This window comes from Pseudoalteromonas sp. XMcav11-Q (genome assembly GCF_040104525.1).
Classification (GTDB): domain Bacteria; phylum Pseudomonadota; class Gammaproteobacteria; order Enterobacterales; family Alteromonadaceae; genus Pseudoalteromonas.
In genome coordinates this window covers 272574-295623 of sequence record NZ_JBECOX010000003.1, presented here as the reverse complement: position 1 = coordinate 295623, position 23050 = coordinate 272574, and the positions used below count along the sequence as shown (strand labels likewise).

The following is a 23050-nucleotide window of genomic DNA, read 5'->3' as shown; positions in this document are numbered from 1 at the left end:
ATGAACAAAGCTATTATTTCAACAGATAAAGCGCCAGCAGCAATTGGCACTTACAACCAAGCGGTAAAAGTTGGTACTGCGGTCTATTTATCTGGTCAAATTCCATTGGTACCAGAGACGATGGAATTTATTTCTGAAGATTTTGCAGAGCAAACGCACCAAGTGTTCAAAAACCTTATCGCAGTATGTGAAGAGGCTGGTGGCGAGTTACAAGATATGGTTAAGGTTAATATCTTCCTAACTGATTTGAGTAACTTTGCAACGGTCAACGAGATCATGGCTCAGTATTTTAGAAAGCCATATCCAGCTCGTGCTGCAATTGGTGTAAAAGAACTACCAAAAGGCGCACAGGTTGAGATTGATGGCATTATGGAGTTGCCTTCAACTAACTAACCTCTGGTTAACTAATTGTTAGATATATCTTCGCTCCAGTGTCAATCGCTGGAGCGGCTTTTCAAAAAGCCAACACAGTCCATTCATTTTCCCCTCGCTTTACAATTACAGGAAGTCCCATGACCGCAGCCAGCGCACTTACTAGCCGTGCATTGAAATTAAAAGCAAGTACTGCTGATCTTCATGACAGTATAGATAACAGCATTATGGCAAAAGACCCGTTTGCCAGCATTGAGCGTTATCTCCAGTTTTTGACTCTTCAGTACCTGTTTCTTAAAGATGTCGCTGCATTATATGATCACCGTGAACTCTCTATGCATATTGACGATCTCAAATCGCGCCGACGGCTTGGGTTGTTGGAGCAGGACTTTGCTGACTTACAGCACACATTACCTGTGCCGTCTTTGTCGCCGTTTATCACAACTTCAACCGAGTTTGCGACTGCTTTGGGAGCGCTTTATGTCGTTGAAGGCTCTAAGGTTGGGGCCGCGATGCTTGGGCGTCAAGTGCAAGCGCGTTTGCCTGTCACAGGTGAGTATGGTGCGCGTTACTTAGCAGGCCCAGGTTCCGGGCGCGGCAGTGCGTGGCGTCACTTAATTCAATTTATCGATACGGTTGAGTTAACTAGTACGCAAGAAGGTGCATTGATCACCGGCGCTCGTCAGGCCTTTATGCGTTTTCAGCAGTATCAAGCAGAGGTCTATACTTAATACAATTGGTATAAGTTGAACGGAGAATAACAGGGTTGTTGTCGCGACATAGTGCCGCGACAGGTTAGTGACTAGCACATATTGGTTGGGCAATCACAATGTAATGTATTTGGCTCAGGAACACACGCTAACGCCTTAGATGGGCAGGCCATCGTTGGGCCATCGGTGTCACAGTTTAAGTCGCGACTACAATAGTAGGAACAACCACCACCAATCTTACGGGTCTTGTTGTTATCCAAAATTAGCTTACTACCTGCTAATGACTTCAATTGCTTTTTGTTCAGTTTTAAATCCATCGTTTATTCCTTCAATTGATTTAGGGTAAAAGCAGCATAGGTCACTATGACCTATGCTGTGGCTCGGATTTTTTAAGCGTTAAGTCTTCTTCACTTTCTTTAATTGGCGCAGGACGAAAACGTTCAACATAAACTGTTGCTAGGATGACAGTTAACATGCAAGCCAGCAAAAAGCTTTTAATGTATAAGTAGCTTCTATGTATCCAATTCCAGCTCCAAAATGGTTTCGCTACTTCTTCTGAAACCCCGAATATGTAATCCATATTACGAATTAAGTTTTCTAAGAAAGCTAGCCCATCAACCACTATGAATAACAAGAAAAGACCAACCAAAAGAATATCTGCATGAGTCATATAAACATACTCTCGCATTTTTGGCTGATACTTACCTACGAATAGAATGGATAGTCTAACTCTATTCTTAAATATTAAAAATAAGGAGATATCAACAAGTAAGTGCAGTGTAAATATGGCACCGTTAGTAAAGTAATAGGGGAGGTTATATTGAGGTGAAAGTGTAACTATTAAGGCGTATAAAGCCAGTTCAATGACAGTTACACTTATTAGTAATATACTTATGTGTAGAATGTTAAGCATATTTCGTGAAAAATAAGCGATGCTGAGAACCACTGCTAACGTATGGAGGTGGTAAGCCATATCAGTCTTGATATGCGCTATTGAAAGTAAGATAGCAAACGCAATTACAATTAGATAAAAATACCAAGTTGTTTTCATATAACCTTTACTCTTTTTCGGCTTTAGCCATTTTCTTTTGATCTTGGGTCTTCAACTGTACCACCATGGCTACCCCCCTTTACACGTTGAATCTCAAAGGTATTTAAGTTTCTAAAAACGATCTTTTTAGGTTTCTTAGGTGACATCATATCTATATCCTTTTATAGGCTTTGCAGTGGTTAAAGTTGTTAATACTGTACTCTGGAAAGCACCTATTGAGAACAACTTGTAAAGCCAAATGTGGTCTACCTATTTGGTTTCGGATTTATTTTTATTTGTAAAATATCAAACTGCCTAAAATAAGACTTAATTTCATACGTGGTAACTTCTTGAATTGGATTTTACAATTTCTGTTTCTACTTTTGGATCGTCGCCAATTTTTCCTGTACTACCACCACTCACCAATTTGGCAGAAGTAACATATATAGGTTGGGTGTAAATTAGCTTATTTTTTGTTTTTGTGAGTAATAACTTTTTTACAAAATGGCGATTCAAGAGTTTCACACTAGTGTTCCTTACGGTCTCTGCAGTAGGTTAAATTTGTTAATTCTGTACCCTGAAAACCATCTATTGAGCGTCACTCATAAAGCTAAGTACGTTTCTTATTTGGATTTTCTTTTGGGCCTAACTTAGGGTCGTCCTTGATTGCGCCATCACTCCCACCCGTTATATGCTCTAGGAAATGGCTATTTAGCACAATAAAACGGTCTCTTTTAGTACTTTTGACTTTACTTGAATATCTCATCTTCTATTCCTTATAGGTTTTTGCAGTGGTTAAAGTCATTAATACTGTACTCTGAAACTCACCTATTGAGAATATTTTGTAAAGCTAAAGTAGCTTATGTGCCTAGTTTTGGATCTACTACTGTTCCGCCATGAGAAGCCATAGAGGAAGTTCGAGGGTCATGTTTAACCACTCCTAGGCTGCCACCTTTAATGGACTTTACACTGTATATTGGTAACTTTTTGATTTTTATTGCCTTACTAAGTTTTTTTTGCATTCCAAATTTCATTCTTTTAATCCTTTTACTACTTAAACCAGCTGATAACATGATTACTTACTCTTCCACTTTCTTTGCATTGGAAGAGGTCGGGCTTTTGCGTCTAAGCTGAGAGTCGCTGATTAAGTTTCGTAGCGCTTGAAACTGTTTAATAATGGGAGAAAGGTCAATATCACAGTACCTACACCAAACCTGAAAGTGATCCCAAGGTATACGGCTTACACCATTTTCATAGTTTTCGTAGGTTTGGCGGCTAATACCAACAAGGTCGGCCATTTGCTGCGTGGTTTTTTGGGCAGCAAGGCGCATTCTTCTAAGGTCGTCACCGTTATATTTAAAATAGGGATTGCCCACCAATTTAGTCCTTTCTTGCATGGGGAGTCTGCTCAGTGCCACCCAAGTTATTTTTATGTGTAATCTTTGTTAATTTGTAATTGTAATCAATAAAAATGTTTCTGCAAGAGGAAATTTAATTAGTAAGATCTGAAAGTAGCGCTTAGAAATTCACTTATACTTTTCACTTTATTTTCATCATTTTAATAGAAAAGTTGGTTCGACAAGATTTTTTAGCGACGCTTTTGTTACTGTAGTGTGAAATGAAACAAGGGTAACAACTGACTGAGGGTGATATGGATTATCTACGTCAATATAACGACTTAAATATTCTCTATGAAGCACTTAAAAAATCGAGTCGCGGAGAGGTTGAGATAGCTGAGACGACCACTAAGTGGTTTTCTCTTGTAGAGAGTACTTTATTTGAGCTTCAGGAGCTGGCGTATATGGAAAAGGCGTATATGCAAAAGTCGCGAACCATGAATAATCTCATCGAACTGGTGTATGCCAGTGTTCCTGCCACTGAGTAGGGCAAATAAAAGAAATAAAATTGTATGTTTTGCAGTGGTAAGAGTGCCAATCTAGCTCAATTAAGTATTGGCACTCTTTTTTAGTGATTTATATGACTTTTAGAGCTCAAATGGCGCGACGCCTTTGGCTTCCATCATATAACCTGTTTGCGCGATGTCGCCCTTCCAAGTAGAAACCTTAATCGTGCCACTGACTGTGATTGCATCATATAGGCTTTCAATCGGAACACCGCCTTTGATTTTGACATGAACAATTTGGTTCGGCGGCGGAGGCGGCACGTGGATGCAAGCGCCAAAGTAGGGAACCAATAAAAACTCGGTGATCACTTCACTGTCACCTTCAAGTGGTACAACAAAGCCGGGTAAGCTGACTAGTTGGCCGTCTAACTCTTTGACGACTGGGGCGTCTAAGTCAGGTTGCACCCAATTTTGCTCGGCGCCATCATGGCTTGCTGCGTCTTGATTGCTGATCTGGACATGTCCTTTTGGAATTAAATCTTCCCAGAATATCTCTTTAGGTGGTGCCGCGTTTGCGATACCACTGAATACCATCGCAGTGATGAATGCAATGAAGTAAAAAACGTGAGTTCGTGCGGTTAACTGCATCTTGATCCTCTTAGGTTTTAATTTGCATGCCATCGGCAAGCGAGTAAAAATAAGCACGGGCGGCAGGAATGGCGCCGATCAAAGTACCTGCACCTATAATAACGCTTAGTAGCGTGAGTTCATAGGTTGAGAGCGCTGAGATACTTAGGACTACGCCAAATTGACTTTGTAGGCTGGATTGGGCAGCAATGAGCAAGGTATAAAAAAGCGCTACACCGAAAGCACATCCTAACACGGTAATAAAAATTGCTTCGCTAATGAGAAGTGTAAAAATATGCCAAGGTCGCGCACCAACGGAGCGTAGAATAGCAAGTTCTCGGCGCCTTTGATTCAGCGTGGCGAGCAATGAGGTTAGCATGCCAAGCAAGCTTATCAACACCACCGCGAGGGTGATAAGCAGCAGGATTTTTTCGACAATATCTAGCATTTCCCACAATTCTCTCAATGTCACCCCCGGCATAATTGCCAGTAAAGGCTCACCTTTATATTGATTAATATTTCTGCGCACTTGTAGGGTATAAAGTGGTGACTCAAAACCAAGTAAAAATGCAGTGATTTGCTTTGTCGAGCCAATTAAATCACCGGGCTTAGAGTCGAGGTTGTGTAGTAAAGCGCTATTGTTTTTACTGTCATGCTCATGCTCATGCTCATGCTCATGCTCATGCTCATGTTCATGTTCATGTTCATGCTCATGCTCGTGGTGCGTTGCATCCTGCTTTCGTGCAACCATTCGAGATGGCTTGCTATGCATGCTCTCGATGGCACTTAACGGCACATGTAATGTTTTATCTACGGGCGTTCCCGTGGCTGCCAAAATGCCAGAAATAACCAGCGGATTGTCATCATGATGATGGAAACTGGTATTGCCCATGCCATGAGAAATGACGATTTTTTGTCCCAGTTGATAACCCAGCTTTTTTGCGACCATAGCCCCAAGCACCACTTCTTGGCCATTGTGAAATGGTCGACCAGCGGCAAAGGTGAGATGCTGTTTTTTAGCGTATTGATAATGGCTGAAGTAACTTGCATCTGTGCCCAGCACAGCAAAGCCTTTGTGGCTATCGCCTAAACTAATGGGAATGCTCCACGCAACACCGCGTTGTGCCTTGATATACTCGTAACTTTGCCATTGTACGGCATTATTGGCATGACCAATTCTAAATACGCTTGAAAGCAATAGCTGAATATCACCAGTACGTGCGCCGACAATCAGGTCTGTGCCAGAAATAGTGTTCGCGAAGCTGGATTTTGCGTCTTGACGTACACGCTCAACTGACAGCAGTAACATGACACTAATTGCAATGGTCACTAGAGTTAGGGCGACGCTAGCTTTTCGGTTTAGCGTACTTTTCCACGCAAGTTTGATTAGCATAGCGGTGCTCCTTGTTGTAAATCAGGCAAGCTTATTTGCCTATCAAATAACGAGGCTAAACTTTTATCGTGACTGACAAAGAGAATAGATGCACTGTAAACCGCGGCTTGGCTAAAGAGTAATTTAATAAATCCATCACGGCTGTCGGCATCGAGGGCTGAGGTTGGCTCATCGGCAATAATGATTTCGGGCCTGCCAATAAATGCGCGAGCGGCGGCTACGCGCTGCTGTTGGCCAATACTTAACTCCGCGACACTGCGCTGCTGAGTGTGCTCGTCTATACCAAGATCAGAGAGCAGAAGTTTGGCCTCCTGCTCAAGCGATTTATTCTGTGAGGAAATGTTTTGCCTGCGCTTTTTGGAAAATTCGCAGCCAAGGGTAACGTTTTCAACTGGCGACAAATAGGGCAATAAATTAAAGTTCTGAAAAATAGTACCTATATGGTCGGCTCTAAACTTATCTCGTTGGCCACGGCTCAGTGCGCTCGCGTTTGTACCTGCAATTTCAATTTCTCCCTGCTGGCAATCCAAGGTGCCGGCAATCAATCCAAGCAAAGTCGATTTACCGCTGCCGCTTGGACCATGTAAAAACACGTGTTCACCCCGGGCGATGTGTAGCTTAGGTATGGTTAGCACCGGGGTGCTCGACTTAGGCCATGTAAACTGTAATTGAGATATCGTAAGCATAACGCCTCAACGCTGGCAAATAATGTTGTGATGGTATAACAATAATGACTAAAGCAAAACTAAGTTAAGCTCAACAACAAGCGTGTAAGTTAAATTGTGATTTTTGTTCAGCTCGACTATTATAGCGACCCTAACCCCCTCATTATTTTGTGCCCTTTAGCAAGGCGCATCCTGTCATTGGAGTAACAATGAGTAGCTACAAAGTTTTAGACGTTAATGACGATCTTCCAATTCGCACTAAAGGTGCGGTTCACAGTGGTAAAGTACGTTCAGTTTATTGGTTAACCGACGCCGACAGTGCACGTTTAATTGAAGAAAAAGGCTATCAAGTCCCGGTTGGTACAGAGCTGGCAATTATGGTCATTTCAGACCGTATTTCAGCGTTTGATTGTATTTGGCAAGGTGAAAATGGTCTTAACGGTGTACCGGGTAAGGGCATTGCGCTTAACAGCGTTGCTTCACATTGGTTTTCACTTTTTGATAAAGCTGGTCTTGCAGGTAATCACATTGTTGATATTCCACATCCTTATGTTTGGATTGTGCGTAAAGCCAGTACGGTAAGAGTTGAAGCGATTGCGCGTCAATATATTACCGGCAGCATGTGGCGCGATTACGCAAAGGGCGTAAGGGAGTTTTGTGGCTTGCAATTACCAGAAGGTTTAGAGGCCAATCAAAAACTAGATAATGTCTTAATCACGCCATCAACCAAAGGGATCATCAAAGGTTTAGCAGACGTACCAGAAGTGGATGACGTAAACATCTCTCGTAAAAACATCGAAGATAACCTTGCAGCGTTCAACTTTAAATCTGCGGCAGATGTGGATAAGTACGAGCAGTTGCTAACCGAGGGTTTTGCCCTAATTAGTAAAGAGCTTGAGAAGCTTGATCAGATCTTTGTTGATACTAAATTTGAGTTTGGTTACGTTGAAGATAAAGACGGCCAAGAGCGCCTAATTTACATTGATGAAGTCGGTACGCCTGACTCGTCACGTATTTGGGATGGCCCTGCTTATCGCGATGGTAAGATCGTTGAAAACTCAAAAGAAGGTTTCCGCCAGCTATTGATAAACAATGTACCAGATAGCGATGTGCTGCTGAATAAAGATCGCATGCCTGAGCGAGAAGCGCTTGCTCGCGATTATCTTTTGCCAGAAGCTGTGATGATGTCGGTAAGCGAAACTTACGTTGGGATCGCAAGTAAAATCGTTGGTCGTGAACTAACGATCCCTGCGGATCCTCGCCAAGAAGTTATTGATATTCTTGATAAGCAGTACGGTTTAATAGATTAATTATTTTTCAATTGCCCTGATAGACAAGTTTATTAGGGCAATTTCCTCAATTCACTTGCTTTTCATTGCAAGGTCTCTTTTACTTAACCTAATTGTTGCAAAAAATAGAGTCAGATATGCGAACGTCTGTTCTACTCCTACTAAGTTTTTGTTTTTTATTCCTTTTAGATTCAAGCTGCGCAAATGCTGGGCAATTAACAGTGCTAGATGGCAGCGGCAAGCCCTTGCAGCACGCCGTTGTTGAATTGACGGACGAGCCTGTTGAGTCAGCAGCAAAAGCAGTGGCGGTTATGGATCAAATCAATAAACAGTTTGTTCCTTTCATCCTCACGATTCAAAAAGGACAATTGGTTAATTTTCCCAATAGCGATGATATCCGTCATCACGTTTATTCGTTTTCTGCGGTAAAACCTTTTGAGCTAAAGCTATACGCTGGCACGCCAAATCAACCGCTTAAGTTTGAAAACGCTGGTGTAGTGGTGTTAGGTTGTAACATTCACGACTCTATGGTGGGCTATATTTACATTGCAGATGACAAGCAAGTATTGGTATCTGATGCGAATGGACTGGTAACTTTGCCGAATTCTACGAAACAAGTAACGGTATGGCATCCTTATCAAGATAATGACATAGATAGTCGGCAAACCGTGCAAATAGTGAACACTATGGAGCCGATGTCCGTAACAATAAAAACAACTTATCCAGCGCCGCGTAATACCTTTGGCGAGCGCTTTGGACAACATGAATGAATAACAGCTTTAAAAATAAAATAATTAGTCTCTGTATTTTGCTGATCCTTGTCACGGCGGGGATGAGCTTGGCAAGTTTTTGGTGGTCCACAAGTAAATTCAATGAAGCGCAAGTGCAAAGAAAAATTCAAGTGGCACAAAATGTTTATCAACAATATTTAAAAGCGCGAGAGCAGCTATTGGTTACCGCGGCGACTGTACTGACCGCTGACTTTGGCTTTAAACAGGCGGTCGCGACAAGAGACGCACAAACCATCAGTAGTGTGTTGCTTAATCACTCTCGCCGTATTGATGCCGACTTAATGCTGCTGCTGGATGTGAAAGGCGACCTGATCTCCGCTAACAGAGAAGGACTCGACTTCCCGAGCGACACCAGAACTTGGATGCAAGCGTTGCAAAGCCACACCGACCACTCAGCTTTTGTGGTGCTTAGTGAGCAGTTGTATCAAGTGATTATTTTGCCTGTGCGAGCACCTAGGACGATTGCATACTCAATTATTGGCTTTGAGGTTGGATCTGCTGTGGCGCTAGAACTCAAAGAGCTGACAGGAATGGAAACAAGCTTTGTTGGTGCCGCTGATAACCTAAAAGCAAGCTCGCTGACTGCTCTTGCACTCGGTGGTGATTTATTTACTTTCTTAGCGGCGCAAAAAACGACACGGTGGCTTAGCCAGTATCCGGTATATGAAAGTGCTGAGGTGAGCTTACCTTCTCTTGAAAGTAACCCGGTGAGTTTGGTACTCAGTGCGGATTTAACTACTCAGTATCAAGAATTCGATAAAATGGTGTTGACCATTATTTTACTCTCCCTCGGTACTATCCTTATTGGTTTTATCACCAGTGGTATTGTTGCCAAGAATCTTACGACACCGCTTAGTAAGCTTACTGAGTTGGCAAAACGCTTTGCTAAAGGGGATTACTCAGCCAAACTGGAAGAGGCTCGACCGACCCAAGAAATTTGCCAGCTTGTTGACGCTTTTAATGATATGGGCGAAGACATTCAACAGCGTGAAGAGCAGATCCGTTTTCAAGCCAGTCATGACCATTTAACTGGGTTTTTTAATCGTAATGCGGCTTTGGATAAACTACATAGTATGCTCAGCAGTGGTGCAGAGTATTACTTTATTGCCATAGACATAAAGGGATTACGCCATATTAATGACAAGCTCGGCCCTCGGGTAGGGGATGATTGTATTAAGGCCGTGGCGAAACGGATAGCGGAGATCAATACAGCAGAAGGCGGATTGAATGTGAGGCTTGGCGGCGATGAGTTCTTAGTTGCACATCAAGCGAGTGCGTGTGCCGATCCGCAAAGTGCTGTGCTCGGTATTGTTGAATGCGCTGAGATGCTAAATCAAGGTCTGAGCAAGCCCTACACTGTGCAGGGGTTAGATATTTCGCTTCACTTTAGTATCGGCGTAGTGCATTACCCCAAACAAGCGCATACTCCCGAGGATGTTGTTCGCCGGGCTTTGATAGCAGTTGATACTGCAGCGCACGATGGTCATGATGTTTACTACTACCAATCTGGTGAAGATGAAGCCCACCTAGAGCGCCTGCAAATTATTGATGAACTAAAACACGCTATTGCCAACGACGATGGTCAGCTTTTTATGACCTACCAACCAAAGCTAAATATGAAAACCAATCGTATTGATAAGGTTGAGTCTCTTATTCGTTGGCAACGTAAAAATGGCGAATGGGTGTCGCCCGAACTATTTATCGATCTTGCCGAGCAATCAGGTTTGATTGTTGAGTTAACTCAGTGGGTAGTAAAAACCGTGGTGTCACAAGTTGCTAATTGGGTACGCCAAGGTGAACGCATCAAGGCGGCTATTAATGTATCGGCACAAGACATTGCAGATAAAAACTTCTTGTCTCATCTTAAGACGCTACTAGACACATATAACGTCAAACCTGAGTTGATCACCATAGAGCTTACTGAGCGAGACATGATTGAGAATGAGGAAAAAGGCATTGCGGTTCTCCAAGCGCTCAAACAGCTTGGCGTGCAGGTCTCTCTTGATGATTATGGTGTGGGTCAAACCTCCCTTGGTCGATTAAAAATGTTACCTATTGATGAGCTGAAGCTCGACAAGGTATTTATTTTAAAGCTCGCACAATCGGAAAAAGACCAGTTTATTGTGCGCTCCACCATCACGCTTGGTCACCAACTTGGTTTTAGCGTGGTCGCGGAAGGGGTTGAAGACAAAGCATCGCTTGAGCTACTTGAGTCAATGCAGTGTGATTATGCACAAGGTTACTATCTAAGTAAGCCACTCAAAGCCGCAGACTTTGACCTGTGGCTGGGGAGATATAATGAAGTGGGCTAATGTTTTTGCCGCATGCTTAATAGTATGCGGACCAACTTACGCCGCAACAGGAAAGTTACTAGCGACTCCCGGGGTGTCACAGGTTGAGGGAAGTGCCGGTGGCGGTATTGTGCCATGGGCGCAGCTTGCCGGATATGCTTCGGAAGATGAATGGTCGGCGAGCGGGTTTTGTAGCCGAGCTAGCCTAAAAGACTACCAGCTCGATGTGTGTGGCGTTCAAGCCAACTTATTCAATCGCGTAGAGTTAAGTTTCGCTCGACAAAACTTCGATGTGGATGCGCTTAATCTTGATATTGAGCAAGATATTGTCGGTGCTAAGGTGCGGCTATATGGCGATATCGTCTACAGTAAATATCCACAATTGAGCTTTGGTATTCAGCATAAGTCCTTGGATGATGCAACGGTTGCCAATTTACTTGGCGCTGAAGAAGACTCAGGAACGGATTATTACTTAGCTGCAAGCAAACTGCATTTGGGTGCTGTAGGCGGTTATAACTGGTTCTGGAATATTACGATGAGGCACTCTAGAGCTAATCAACTTGGCATACTAGGTTATGGTGGGGCTAACGACAGTGCGCCTTGGCAACTAGAAGCCAGCAGCGCAGTATTTTTATCTAGGCATTGGGCTGTCGGTGCAGAATACCGCCAAAAATCCAATAACCTTGGACTTGGTGAATCAGATTGGAAAGATGTATTTGTCGCTTGGATCCCGAATAAGTCAGTAAGTGTTACGGCGGCATGGCTAGACCTTGGAAAAATCGCAGGGCAACCTTCTCAAACGGGTTGGTATCTATCTGTTACGGGGTACTTTTAAATGAAATGGCTATCACTAACGGCAATCTTGCTTTTCCTCGTGGCGTGTAGTGCTTCAACTCCACAAACCACCCTGTATGAGCAAATAGGGGGTAACGCCGGCGCAGAAAAGCTAGTAGACGCGTTTATTAAACAGATTGGCAATGATGACGTTATTTTACCGTATTTTAGAGAGTCCAATGTTAGGCACTTTCGTGAAGGGTTTATCACTCATCTGTGCGATACCTTAGATGGCCCTTGTGATTATGAAGGTGATAGCATGGTGCAGATCCACACCGGCATGGCTATTAGTGAGTCTGACTTTAATCGAGTGGTTGATCTCTTGATCAACGCAATGAATGAGGTTGGGATTGCTCACTCTCTACAAAATCAAGTTCTGGCCCGTCTAGCACCGATGCGAAGTGAGATAATCAAATTATAATCAATAGCTACAATTTTTAACTTTATTTACATTAAATTATCATGTTTTGAGTCGTAAAATTCCTAGGTATCAAATTGGTACTACACATTTATATATAAAAGGAGTTTTACATGAAGTTTAAATCTATCATGCTTATGTGCTCACTGGGCGTTAGCATATCTACTTTTGCGGCAGAGCAAATTGATTCAACTGTTAATTTAGCTGGTACAGGTTCGAATTACGATTTCCGTATAGGACTACAAGCTCTAGATGATCGTGGCAGAGACCCTGGTGCTGTAGAGTATACTAAGTATCTTTCTGCAGGTTCTAATGTTCAGTCTGATTGGGCTGTTGATCGAGATGCATATGACCCCGATGCATTACGTTTACACTTATCTGTACTTAACCAGATCCCGACAAACCGTGATTTCCGATTAGCTATCCAAGCTGCAGACCGAGGCGGCCGAGGTGATTTTGGATACTGGCAATACACTCCTTGGGCGAGTGAAGGTGGTGGTTGGTCTGGTATGGCATTTGATACAAACCGATTCGACCCTGATGCTTTTCGCATTCGCATTGAAACCAGAGCTTGGAACAGTAGCCGCTCTTTAAGCGATTTTCGTATCGGCTTGCGAGTATCTGATAGGGGGGGGCGAGAAGTTGGGAACTCGACGTTCACTCCATGGGCTTCCAATGGTGGTGGCTGGACTGATTTAGCGACAGATAATGACGCTTATGACTTTGATGGTTTTGAAGTAAACCTAGAAGTCAGACAGTACTAACAACACCGTATAACCAAGTTGTTTCGCAGAAGTGACTTGGTTATAACGTTTTCACACTTCTTTAAAAGCCAATCAAGTAAACGCCCAAAAGCGTCATATCGTTGTAAGAAAATCAATGAATGCTACAATCACATTCTACCTTCGGTACTTATAGTTCATAAGATTAGAAGGTGCTGTTGATACTTCATATAGTGTTTACACATAAACTTATTAACGAATGAAGAGAGCCAAGTTGAAAAAAGTTATCACATTTGGAACCTTTGATGTATTTCACGTTGGTCATGTCAATATTTTAGAGCGAGCGAAAGCACTGGGTGATTATCTCATTGTGGGGATCTCGTCGGATGAACTTAACTTTTCGAAAAAAGGTAGAAATCCAATATACTCAATAGCAGAACGCCTAAAAATCATTAGCTCATTGCGATTTGTGGATGAGGTGTTTGTGGAAGAATCTCTGGAGCTAAAAGCGCAATATATCAAAGACTTTGATGCGGATGTTCTGGTGATGGGTGATGATTGGAAAGGTAAGTTCGATATATATAAAGATATCTGTGATGTGGTTTATTTAGAGCGCACTCCATCAATTTCAACAACGGAAATAATAGAGGTCGTACGCAGACCCGAAGGAAAGTAATAGCATGAAGCATGTGGTCGATAGGGAATGGCTCTTTGCAAACCTTGGCAAAGTGAAAGTATTGGATGCTGGTATTGTGAAACCGGGTCAGTCAGGCCCTTATAACGCTCCTGCAATCATTCAAGGCGCGCTGCGTTTTGATATTAGTGGTGCGCTAGCTAATCCCTATGCTACATCACCCAATATGTGCTGCAGTCCAGCTCAATTTCAAGCAGAAATGCGACAGCTTGGTATCAACCAACATGATGTGTTAGTCGCTTACGATGATAAGGGCATGTTTAGCGCTGCCAGAGCTTGGTATATGCTCAAAATGATGGGTCATAAACAAGTGTATGTACTGGATGGCGGATTACCTGCTTGGTGTGAAAAACAATACCCTTTGAGTCAAGCATACGCGCAAGTCCAACAAGCAGGAAACTTTGTCGCTGCATATGACGAAACAGCATTTGTCGATAAAGCGGCTGTGCTTAGTAATATTGATGCTGAACTGAGTGATCTATTTGATGCTAGAGGTGCAAAGCGCTTTACTGGTGAAGAGCAAGAACCTCGTGTAGATATGCGCAGCGGTCATGTACCTAAAAGTAAAAACCTACCATATACGAGTTTGCTAAATGCTGATGGCTGCTTTAAACCACTCACCGAGCTTGAAGTGCTGTATAGCGACTTATCAAAGGACAAAACTAAGCCTCTGATATTCTCTTGTGGCTCAGGTGTTACAGCTTGTATTTTAGCGCTGGTGGCTGACGAGCTAGGTTATGAACATTTGACGGTATATGACGGCTCGTGGAGTGAATGGGGCGCTGATCCCGATGTGCCCGTTGAGACAAATTAATCCACTATTTAATGTGAAAAAGGTGCCAATGGCACCTTTTTCATTTGCGAAGCGAGCTATTTTCTCGCTTCAAAATAGATCACTTATGATAAGCAAGGCACGCTTCAACTTCGTGCTTTGAACCTAAGATAACACCAACGCGTTGATGTATTTCTTCAGGTTGAATATCCAAAATGCGTTCACGCCCAGTGTGGGCAATACCGCCAGCTTGCTCGATAAGCATCGCCATTGGATTGGCTTCGTAAAGTAGGCGAAGTTTAAATGGCTTGTTTGGATCTTTGCGATCTTCTGGATAAGTGAATAGTCCGCCACGGCATAATACGCGGTGAACATCGCCAACCATTGCCGCAATCCAGCGCATATTGAAGTTTTTACCACGCGGTCCGCTTTCACCTTCAAGTAAATCGGCAATGTAATTTTGCATTGCTGGGGTCCAGTGGCGTTGGTTTGAAGCGTTGATGGCAAACTCTTTGGTGTCTTCTGGAATGGCTGCAAAGTCTTGCGTGAGTAGGAAGCTACCGTGTGTTTTGTCTAGGGTAAACAAGCGAGTTCCCTTGCCTGTTGATAGCGCTAACATGGTTGATGGGCCATATAACACATAGCCCGCTGCAACTTGTTTATGACCTGGCTGCATAAAGATCGCAGGATCGCTAGGATCTGAACCTTCAGGGGCTTCCATAATAGAGAAAATAGTACCAACTAGTGAGTTAATGTCAGTATTGGATGAACCATCCAACGGATCGAAAGCGACAATATAGTTCGCTTTTGGATTGCCGGCGACGGTGTAATCTTCTTCTTCAGAAGCGATGGCTTTGACATAGCCAGATTCAAGCAAAATATCTTTCAATAGCTGGTTTGAAAGTACATCGAGCTTCTTTTGCGTTTCACCTTGAATGTTCTCATCTAAGGTTGAACCTAATACACCTGAAAGTGCACCTTGGCCAACACGGAACGATATTTCTTTACATGCCGCGAGAATGGTTCTGATTAGAGAAACCAACTCACGAGAACAACCATCTTCAATTAACACCGGAGGGAGTCTACGCATTTTTTAAATCCTGATCACCTTGTGTTTATGGCAATAAATAGTGTGAGAGGTGCCATAAACAGCGCTGTAATTCGTCTTGAAAGACTGTAAATTGTATACGATTTCATATACAACTGGGGTTAAGCCTCAAAACCATAAATAACAAAGAGCAGCCATGAGAAAAATAACGTGCTTCACTCAAACTGTATCCGCTTTGCTACTGTGTATGATAACCCAAGCACACGCAGCAATTAAGTCTATTGATGAATTTACTGCCAGTTTTAATCATCATCCCGGTTTTTACGCCTTCTATAGCGATGATTCGAGCGGCAAACTGTACTTAGACATCGACAAACTAGACGCCCCTTTCTTGTTACAGCATAGTTTACCTTATGGTGTAGGTTCGAATGATATCGGCTTAGACCGCGGGCAGTTAGGTGGTACGCACTTAGTTCAGTTTGAACGTTTTGGTGATAAGGTCATGCTGCGTGCTATCAACACGTATTATCGCGCAAGTGCGAATAATATGGCCGAAAAGCAAAGCGTTAAAGAGGCGTTTGCTTCAAGCATTCTACACGGGTTCAACGTGGTCGCAGAAGATAAAGACAGTGTTTTGGTTGACTACACGCCTTATCTACTCAGCGATGTGCATGGTGTTTCTCGCACGTTGGCAAATCGTAATCAAGGTAGTTTTAGCTTAGACTCAAGCCGCAGTGCTGTGTTTATGTCGCGTTCAAAGGCATTTGTTAAAAACACAGAACTTGAAGCCGTATTGACTTTCAAAGGGACAAAGCCAGGTGAATATGTACGTCAGGTGAGTGCAGATCCTTATGCGCTTACAGTACATCAGCACCACTCTTTAATTGAGCTGCCTGACGATAACTACCAGCCACGTGCATTTCATCCGCAATCGGGTTATTGGAGTATCGAGCATAAGGACTACTCAGCGCCGCTTGGACAGTCAATGTTTGTGCGTTATATCCCACGCCACCGTTTACAGAAAAAAGACCCAACTGCACAAGTCTCGGAGGCCGTAGAGCCAATTGTTTACTATCTTGATCCTGGCGTACCTGAGCCGGTCAAAACAGCATTACTTGATGGTGCTAAATGGTGGGATCAAGCATTTGAAGCTGCTGGCTACAAAAATGCGTTTCAAGTCAAAGTACTTCCTGATAATGCCGATCCTATGGATATTCGCTATAACGTGATCCAGTGGGTTCATCGTGCTACTCGTGGGTGGTCATACGGCGCGTCGGTGATTGACCCTCGTACCGGTGAAATTTTAAAAGGTCACGTGACGTTAGGTTCGTTGCGTGTCCGTCAAGATATTCTTATCGCCGAGGCACTTTCTGCGCCGTTTGTTGAGGGTAATGAGATGACTGAGCGACTTCATGCTATGGCGCTAGACCGTATTCGTCAGTTGAGTGCACATGAAATTGGCCACACGTTGGGCATTGCACACAACTTCTCAGCGTCGGTAAAGGATCGCGCGTCAGTCATGGACTATCCTCATCCGCTGGTGGGATTTGAAAATGGCCAACTTGATATTACCAAGGGCTACGCAAAAGGCATGGGCGTGTGGGATACACAAGTGATTAAATATGGTTATAGTGATTTCGCTGGCGCTGATGAAGCCACTGAGCTTGCAGCTATTCTTGCTGAAAATAAGGCGCAAGGGCTTGAGTTTATCTCTGATTCAGACGCCAGAGCACAAGGCGGAGCGCACCCAACGGCACACCTTTGGGATAATGGGGCAGATCCTGCTGCCGAATTACTGCGTGTGTTGGATGTTCGCAAGCAGGCGTTGAATAGCTTTGGTATTCACAGCATTCAAAAAGGAGTTGCTCTGTCGCAGCTAGAGGAGAAACTGGTACCACTGTATCTTTTCCATCGTTATCAAGTTGAAGCTGCAGTAAAATTGATTGGCGGCGTGGATTACGACTATGAAGTTCGCGGTGACGAGGTAATAAAAGGGGCGAAAGTTGTGGCTAAAGAGGCGCAGCAAAATGCGGCCAATGCGCTTTTGAGTACGCTGTCGCCTGCGGCGTTGACTATTCCTGACTCTATTTTGGCGTTAATACCTCCTAAGGCTTACGGTGAGTACAAAACTCGCGAAAGTATTAAAGGGAGAACTGGGCTAACCCTAGATGCGATGGCATTACCAGAAGTCGCCGTACAGCATAGCCTTAACTTGCTGCTTAACCCACAGCGATTAAATCGTCTTGCACAGCAGCACGCACGTGATCCCCAATATTTTGGTACACAGGCACTTTTAGATGCTTTATATCAGCAGGTATTTGCCCAGTCAGGCAGCAAAGGTATGGCTCAAAAGCTACAGCAACGAGTGCAATACCTAAGTGCAACTCAGCTTGTAAAACTGAGTAACAACGATAAAGTCGCACCTGAAGTGCAAGCGCAGTTAAAGTTCTATTTAGCAAAAGTTGCGAAAGACTTTAATCAGTCGTCGGTATTTAGCGATGTTGCTTTTGAGCAAGCGTTTAAACATATGCTCGCACAGCAAATTAATCGCTACCTAGATTCAGGAGAGTGGCCTGAAAGCTTTAAAGCGCTTGAAATGCCACCAGGCTCACCGATCTAAACGATCTTGGATTTAAAGAAGGGGTTGGCTACTTTAAGCTTACCTTTACCACTCTATAATAATGGCAAATTAACGCATAAGCGTTCGTTTGCCATGTTAAAAAATAATAAAAATCTTCAGCTACATTTGAACTTATACTAGTTTCTTTCTTAATTTGAAGGAGCAAGTTTGACGCAGCTGGTTTTAAGATTTTATTATTTAAAACAATTGAGTAGAAAGTTTTTCTTATCTGTATGGATGTCGTTACCTTGGTGCTAGCAGGATGCGGTAGCTGTGCTATTGACAAGACTTTCTCGCTTCAAAATAGAGAGCTTAATTAAGCAAGTTGGTATTAAAAACGTACAAAAATCCGTTGATACCTAGTTCCTATTTTGATAACTTTAATTAATGACTATTGAGTCATGTCTTATGAATAATCCACTGCACATTGTATTTTGTAGCAATGGTGACATTATCTTTAGTATTCAATCTAATAAAAATATCAGAATAATTAATTACTAATTCAACAGGAATATTGAAAATGAAACTACATCTAACTAAAAAAAGCATCAAAAACCTATCTCGTGATAATAAAACACTGCCAGTTAAGGCAACTCCGGCAATTGGTGGTGGTTTCGTCACACACAACTGCAACTTGAATTCAATTGACTGTGACAGACCTACGACTTATACATTATCGATTGAAATCTGTAACACTGATAGACCAGAGATGTAATCTCATATTCTTATCTAAAATATAGATAAATTAAAAAGTCACCTAGTTTGAACCGACCCCCAATAGTTGGAGCCCAACATTGGGGGTCAATTCAGATGTTAGGTTTTTTTATGTCTTTTTGTAGCACTTTGGAGCATTGCTTTACCCCCCAAAAAACCTAATTAAACGTCCCTATATCATCCAAATACTGTGGATGTGTAGCCCATAGCCGCCTATTTCTAAGAATCCCCATTAGCCCTTCAGCAGATGTGTAATGACAAATAAGGTTTTATTTTTTTGCATTATTTTTCTCAATTTAAATCATAAACTGCAAATTGGTAGCAGACATCCAGATTCCCAGCACCTAACTCCTAGCGCCTAACACCTTTATCGGCCACTTTTTTGATTCCCTCTAATATGGCTTCTGTTGTCCACTCTACCTCATTAAATGGGATGTCAGGTTGATAAAAATCACCATTGCCACGGGCTCTATTTACATAGACTTTATTAGGAATAATGACCTTGCTCAAGCCTGATGGGGTATCAGCCAACCTTACATCCATATAGGTTGAATCTGAGCTACTTGGAGCGCCAAATAACACTGTATTTGAAAACAACTTAAAAGTATCGACAGCACCCAGACAGGCGCTGCCACATTGCCCCGGCACGATCACTATCGCTTTATTTTTAAAGTCACTTTCAGCTAGCTGCTTTAAAGCATTGTTTGCTTGTGGCTTATGCTCTACATAAAATGGCTTTCCAGCCTCTAAAGATGCACGCATACCTACAGACACTGCTTTCACCATTTCATGCATCTCAGGCTGGTCGCGTAATACAGTTATTAACGACTCTACATACTGAGTATTATCTTTTGATGCTCGCCACCACACCTGTGATTTTTCGTCATGTTTATCTTTTCGATAATTAACGATTTGCTGCCCCCATAATTGCTCGGCGATTTTCAAACTCCAATACGTTGAACCACCTTGATTATGACGAAGGTCTAATACCACAGCTGTAGCTGTGAGAAGTTGTTCGCGTTGCCTAGCTAAGTCAGCAAATAGTTGTTGGTAATTTGATTTTTCTGTTTCGTTAGGTGCAAAGGTGGGCATTGCTATCCAGGCTATATCTTCAACAGGCCAATGTAAGCCGACCTCCAACTTATCGCCATTGTAAGCATTTACTAGGTGTTGACTAACGCTATCTGGTCGTTCTACCCACTGTAACTGTAGACTGTAAGCCACGCCATTCGATTGCATAAAGTCGCATGTTTTTAATGGTGGTAAAAATGGATTACCGTCGTCGATTAATAATCGCCACCCTTGATTCCACCAATGACCAGGCTGCTCAACTTGACCATGAAACTTAAACAACGTGTTACGCATCAAAGGCTTAATAGGCGTATCATTACAGCGTATGACCTTGTCGCCCTTAGTCACTTTATCATGCTCGCTGTAATACACTTTTAAACCATCACCACGCCAAACCACCGAGAACCCCGGCCAGCGTCTAGGTTGCTTCACCGCCTTTGGTAAAACCGCCACAGCGCCAGCATGACCATCTTGTAAAACAGTATTAAAACGGGCAATTGTGGCCTCATAGCCAGGGGCATCTTTGATCTTTTCAGCAAGCACTAACGCTTGTTGTTTTGCGTTTTCAAGTAACTGCGCAAAGCCAGGATTGTGGCTATCCAATATACCGGGGTGATTAGTAGCAGATTGCTGATAGGCGTAATGGATATCTTGTTTTGCTACGGCTTGCCATTGCAAAGCTGTGCTTGGCAGGTTGTCTATTGAATCGTTGTCATTTCCGAGCGCATGAGAATTCGTTGCAAGCACAGAAAGGCAACTAGCTAAAGTACCAAGGGAGATGTTAATCGTTTTTTTCATATAAATTCTTTTAATTATTATAATCTGACTCGTGAACCTGAGGTTTGAATAAGGTATTAATTATCCGAATCTCAGGTTATTTAATAGACCAGTAAACCAAACAAATCGGTAAAATGTAACCTGTTTTTATGTGATTAGGTTTTAATGCAGCACAAACATTCGAGAAGTAGTGATTTCTTTCACAATGACAAGTGAGATATGACAGGATAAATCTCGACCTAAAAAATCATCAAAACTGAAGGCTGGTTGCTCAGCTTAGTAACTCCCTTACTACTGCAAAAAAATCACTCGGCAACATGCCGCATTCACCATCGTGTTCTGCGGCTATGTCTCCAACTTTACCATGCAAACATACCTCAAGACGTAGCTTGTGGTGTACCTAAATTCTGAACGTTGCGGCTGTCATAAGGTCTGATCTAAGATCGATAATGTGGTTACATAGGAAATTTACGCGACACTTTTAGGACTGAAGTGATAGATATTAAGGGGGCATTAGCAACCATTGACTACACTTTATGCGATTAACCGCTGACGAAAGAATAAATATTACCGATCTATTCACTGAGCACGTAGAGGGTGTAGCGCAAATGAAAAATGAAAGTTATCGTTCATTTCATGGTGTTTATACCTGTTTGAGAACATTTACCAATAACTTCGGTCTTACTATTATATTGATGTAAATGTAGCCAAATGTCACACTGCGTAAAAGGGTGTGATCTTGCTTTACTTCACATAATGAAGGAGTAAGGTGATGGTAGAGTTTGAAGGAGATCCAAAGATGAAAACACAAATTGCAATACTTGCTTTATTTATGACTCCCTTGTTTGTCAATGCAGGTGAAGTCGCTGTGACTTGGAAGGACTTTAAAGAGTATCGCGATGTTAGGCCAGGTAATGAAACGCGAGGTTCGTTTCATCAACGGGTTGAGAAGCAACTACAGAAACACCTAGAAGAATTAGCGACCAACTTACCCGAGGGTTACAAGCTTGCGATTACTTTTGATGATATAGATCTTGCAGGTGATGTTCATTATGGTACTACTGATATTCGGGTGATTAAACCAATCCATTTCCCCCGTTTTGAAATTAGTTATAAGTTAACTGATAAGTCTGGTAAAACCATCGCAGAGGAAAATGGTGTGACGTTAAAAGATATGTCATTCATGGATAGAATAAAAAGGGGAATGGACGAATCCTTTTATTACGAAAAGCGTCTTTTAACTGACTGGTTTGAAGATGACTTAATGAAGAAAGCTAGTTGAGTTGATCAACAGCTATGGTGATCTTGATGAGAGCGCCGAGACTGGGTGTTCTCATCTTCTTTTAGCTGAATATTAGTAAGTTAGATGAGTCGCTACTACTCGTACTCTATTGTAGTAATTTTTAGTTTTATACCTCAAAATATTTTGCCTACCTCAAATACATGTTACTGTTTCTTGGAGTTGTGAATAGTTCTAATCGTAACTCACTACTTATTTCGTACTTAGGTTGGATGCTTTTATAAGCACCTAAGCTGAACTAAAGTCATAACAATCCAATTGTTACGGTTTTATTATTTTGTTGTGATTTTGTTGACTTTTTTATTTCAGAATGTATATTCTGTTTTTTGAGGAGCCTATGGGAAGAACGCGAGAGTTTAATGTCGATAAAGCATTGGAACAAGCGACAATCCTGTTTTGGAAGCAAGGATATAGGAATACTTCCATGGAACAGTTAGTCACTTGTACTGGTGTCAGTCGGTACGGGTTTTACCAAGAATTTGGTAATAAAAAGGAATTGTTTCAACGCTGTTTGCAGGAGTATTCTCTGCGTAAAATTGGGCCTGGGCTTAAGCGTTTAAGTGCAAGCGATGGCAGCTTGGCAGACTTAACTGCATTTTTTAACTTGTATAGTCAAAACATTGCAGAGCATGGTGCTAATGGCTGCTTGATTTGTAATACGGCCACAGAAGTGGGTGAATCCGACTCTGATATGAATTCAGCGGTGCAACAGGTCTACAGTGCGCTGAGTGCGCAGTTTCGAGATTTCATTGAAAAAGCGCAAGCGCAAGGTGAGATTCGCAAAGAGATTGATGCAAACAGCTTGAGCTTTTGTTTACTTGGCGTGCTTCAAGGTGTAGCCGTGATGGCAAAAGGAGATTTCCATCGTGAAACTCTGAGACATTACTTAACTACTATTTTTGACATGATGGCGCAGAAGTAACGAAAGATAATACGTCGTGATAAAGATTTGAATTGAGTGATCAGTAAAGATTACCCAAAGCGTTTGCTTAATTGCTAGAAGTGATCGTGAAGAAAAGCTTTTAGCTATTTTTTTATTTTATATCAGAATGATTGTTCTGTTATTTAA

27 protein-coding genes are annotated in these 23050 nt (G+C 42.4%); 15 read left to right on the top strand and 12 right to left on the bottom strand.

Going from position 1 to position 23050, the window contains the following annotated elements:
• Together ABMY45_RS06915 and ABMY45_RS06910 are read left to right on the top strand one after the other, a co-directional pair.
• The gene (locus ABMY45_RS06915; protein ID WP_010374286.1) at positions 1-393 is read left to right on the top strand and encodes a RidA family protein; all 393 of its coding nucleotides are present in this window, start codon (positions 1-3) and stop codon (positions 391-393) included.
• Positions 394-512: 119 nt separating this feature from the next.
• The gene (locus ABMY45_RS06910) at positions 513-1103 is read left to right on the top strand and encodes a biliverdin-producing heme oxygenase (protein WP_349288633.1); all 591 of its coding nucleotides are present in this window, start codon (positions 513-515) and stop codon (positions 1101-1103) included.
• Between the two features lie 71 nt (positions 1104-1174).
• Here the strand turns inward: ABMY45_RS06910 and ABMY45_RS06905 are convergent, their stop codons facing one another.
• From ABMY45_RS06905 to ABMY45_RS06875, 7 genes are all read right to left on the bottom strand, one after another.
• Positions 1175-1399 (bottom strand): hypothetical protein, encoded by a 225-nt coding sequence (locus ABMY45_RS06905; RefSeq protein WP_349288632.1) that lies wholly within the window; start codon positions 1397-1399, stop codon positions 1175-1177.
• A 44-nt stretch (positions 1400-1443) separates the two neighbouring features.
• The gene (locus ABMY45_RS06900) at positions 1444-2133 is read right to left on the bottom strand and encodes a hypothetical protein (protein ID WP_010605863.1); all 690 of its coding nucleotides are present in this window, start codon (positions 2131-2133) and stop codon (positions 1444-1446) included.
• A 23-nt stretch (positions 2134-2156) separates the two neighbouring features.
• Entirely contained in the window at positions 2157-2282 is a 126-nt protein-coding gene (locus ABMY45_RS06895) for a hypothetical protein (RefSeq protein ID WP_264484077.1), read from the bottom strand.
• Between the two features lie 163 nt (positions 2283-2445).
• Positions 2446-2637, bottom strand: a complete 192-nt coding sequence (locus ABMY45_RS06890) for a hypothetical protein (protein ID WP_010605862.1) — start codon at positions 2635-2637, stop codon at positions 2446-2448.
• An 85-nt stretch (positions 2638-2722) separates the two neighbouring features.
• Positions 2723-2878, bottom strand: coding sequence for a hypothetical protein (locus ABMY45_RS06885; RefSeq protein WP_157782796.1), 156 nt, complete (start codon positions 2876-2878; stop codon positions 2723-2725).
• Between the two features lie 94 nt (positions 2879-2972).
• A complete protein-coding gene (locus tag ABMY45_RS06880; protein WP_349288631.1) occupies positions 2973-3146 on the bottom strand; it encodes a hypothetical protein in 174 nt (57 codons plus the stop codon).
• Between the two features lie 45 nt (positions 3147-3191).
• Positions 3192-3509 (bottom strand): helix-turn-helix transcriptional regulator, encoded by a 318-nt coding sequence (locus ABMY45_RS06875; RefSeq protein ID WP_349288630.1) that lies wholly within the window; start codon positions 3507-3509, stop codon positions 3192-3194.
• A 254-nt stretch (positions 3510-3763) separates the two neighbouring features.
• Between ABMY45_RS06875 and ABMY45_RS06870 the strand changes: the two genes are divergently transcribed.
• Positions 3764-3997 carry a hypothetical protein gene (locus ABMY45_RS06870; RefSeq protein WP_010374281.1) on the top strand — a complete coding sequence of 78 codons (234 nt, stop codon included), beginning with the start codon at positions 3764-3766 and terminating at the stop codon, positions 3995-3997.
• 99 nt (positions 3998-4096) lie between these two features.
• Here the strand turns inward: ABMY45_RS06870 and ABMY45_RS06865 are convergent, their stop codons facing one another.
• From ABMY45_RS06865 to ABMY45_RS06855, 3 genes are read right to left on the bottom strand one after another with little or no spacing between them, the layout of a single operon-like run.
• Complete coding sequence (locus ABMY45_RS06865) at positions 4097-4603, bottom strand: DUF3299 domain-containing protein (protein WP_010605860.1); 507 nt, start codon at positions 4601-4603, stop codon at positions 4097-4099.
• Between the two features lie 10 nt (positions 4604-4613).
• Positions 4614-5975 carry an ABC transporter permease gene (locus ABMY45_RS06860; RefSeq protein WP_349288629.1) on the bottom strand — a complete coding sequence of 454 codons (1362 nt, stop codon included), beginning with the start codon at positions 5973-5975 and terminating at the stop codon, positions 4614-4616.
• Positions 5969-6661 carry an ABC transporter ATP-binding protein gene (locus ABMY45_RS06855; RefSeq protein WP_174170469.1) on the bottom strand — a complete coding sequence of 231 codons (693 nt, stop codon included), beginning with the start codon at positions 6659-6661 and terminating at the stop codon, positions 5969-5971. The genes ABMY45_RS06860 and ABMY45_RS06855 overlap by 7 nt, the downstream gene beginning before the upstream one ends.
• 188 nt (positions 6662-6849) lie before the next feature.
• Between ABMY45_RS06855 and ABMY45_RS06850 the strand changes: the two genes are divergently transcribed.
• From ABMY45_RS06850 to ABMY45_RS06815, 8 genes are all read left to right on the top strand, one after another.
• The gene (locus ABMY45_RS06850) at positions 6850-7950 is read left to right on the top strand and encodes a phosphoribosylaminoimidazolesuccinocarboxamide synthase (RefSeq protein ID WP_017218410.1); all 1101 of its coding nucleotides are present in this window, start codon (positions 6850-6852) and stop codon (positions 7948-7950) included.
• Positions 7951-8066: 116 nt separating this feature from the next.
• Positions 8067-8699, top strand: a complete 633-nt coding sequence (locus ABMY45_RS06845) for a methylamine utilization protein (RefSeq protein ID WP_174170468.1) — start codon at positions 8067-8069, stop codon at positions 8697-8699.
• A complete protein-coding gene (locus ABMY45_RS06840; protein ID WP_010605855.1) occupies positions 8696-11032 on the top strand; it encodes an EAL domain-containing protein in 2337 nt (778 codons plus the stop codon). The genes ABMY45_RS06845 and ABMY45_RS06840 overlap by 4 nt, the downstream gene beginning before the upstream one ends.
• Complete coding sequence (locus ABMY45_RS06835; RefSeq protein WP_102056042.1) at positions 11019-11846, top strand: DUF3034 family protein; 828 nt, start codon at positions 11019-11021, stop codon at positions 11844-11846. The genes ABMY45_RS06840 and ABMY45_RS06835 overlap by 14 nt, the downstream gene beginning before the upstream one ends.
• Positions 11847-12266, top strand: a complete 420-nt coding sequence (locus tag ABMY45_RS06830; RefSeq protein ID WP_010605853.1) for a group 1 truncated hemoglobin — start codon at positions 11847-11849, stop codon at positions 12264-12266. It begins immediately after the preceding gene.
• Positions 12267-12376: 110 nt separating this feature from the next.
• A complete protein-coding gene (locus ABMY45_RS06825; RefSeq protein WP_174170467.1) occupies positions 12377-13027 on the top strand; it encodes a hypothetical protein in 651 nt (216 codons plus the stop codon).
• 232 nt (positions 13028-13259) lie between these two features.
• Positions 13260-13661 carry an adenylyltransferase/cytidyltransferase family protein gene (locus tag ABMY45_RS06820; RefSeq protein ID WP_174170466.1) on the top strand — a complete coding sequence of 134 codons (402 nt, stop codon included), beginning with the start codon at positions 13260-13262 and terminating at the stop codon, positions 13659-13661.
• Between the two features lie 4 nt (positions 13662-13665).
• On the top strand, positions 13666-14493 hold the full coding sequence (locus ABMY45_RS06815; protein WP_174170465.1) for a sulfurtransferase: 828 nt from the start codon (positions 13666-13668) through the stop codon (positions 14491-14493).
• Between the two features lie 79 nt (positions 14494-14572).
• On the opposite strand, the gene ABMY45_RS06810 is transcribed toward ABMY45_RS06815, so the two are convergent.
• The gene (locus ABMY45_RS06810) at positions 14573-15541 is read right to left on the bottom strand and encodes a class 1 fructose-bisphosphatase (RefSeq protein ID WP_349288628.1); all 969 of its coding nucleotides are present in this window, start codon (positions 15539-15541) and stop codon (positions 14573-14575) included.
• Positions 15542-15695: 154 nt separating this feature from the next.
• Here ABMY45_RS06810 and ABMY45_RS06805 point away from each other — a divergent pair, with 154 nt between their 5' ends.
• Both ABMY45_RS06805 and ABMY45_RS06800 read left to right on the top strand, forming a co-directional pair.
• The gene (locus ABMY45_RS06805; protein WP_349288627.1) at positions 15696-18119 is read left to right on the top strand and encodes a zinc-dependent metalloprotease; all 2424 of its coding nucleotides are present in this window, start codon (positions 15696-15698) and stop codon (positions 18117-18119) included.
• 520 nt (positions 18120-18639) lie between these two features.
• Positions 18640-18834 carry a hypothetical protein gene (locus tag ABMY45_RS06800; RefSeq protein ID WP_010605848.1) on the top strand — a complete coding sequence of 65 codons (195 nt, stop codon included), beginning with the start codon at positions 18640-18642 and terminating at the stop codon, positions 18832-18834.
• Positions 18835-19184: 350 nt separating this feature from the next.
• On the opposite strand, the gene ABMY45_RS06795 is transcribed toward ABMY45_RS06800, so the two are convergent.
• Complete coding sequence (locus tag ABMY45_RS06795; protein WP_237116441.1) at positions 19185-20702, bottom strand: S41 family peptidase; 1518 nt, start codon at positions 20700-20702, stop codon at positions 19185-19187.
• Positions 20703-21453: 751 nt separating this feature from the next.
• On the opposite strand from ABMY45_RS06795, the gene ABMY45_RS06790 reads away from it, so the two are divergent.
• Together ABMY45_RS06790 and ABMY45_RS06785 are read left to right on the top strand one after the other, a co-directional pair.
• Positions 21454-21963 carry a DUF3016 domain-containing protein gene (locus tag ABMY45_RS06790; protein WP_010605846.1) on the top strand — a complete coding sequence of 170 codons (510 nt, stop codon included), beginning with the start codon at positions 21454-21456 and terminating at the stop codon, positions 21961-21963.
• A gap of 355 nt (positions 21964-22318) precedes the next feature.
• Positions 22319-22903 carry a TetR/AcrR family transcriptional regulator gene (locus tag ABMY45_RS06785; protein ID WP_158299096.1) on the top strand — a complete coding sequence of 195 codons (585 nt, stop codon included), beginning with the start codon at positions 22319-22321 and terminating at the stop codon, positions 22901-22903.
• The last annotated feature ends 147 nt before the right edge of the window (positions 22904-23050 follow it).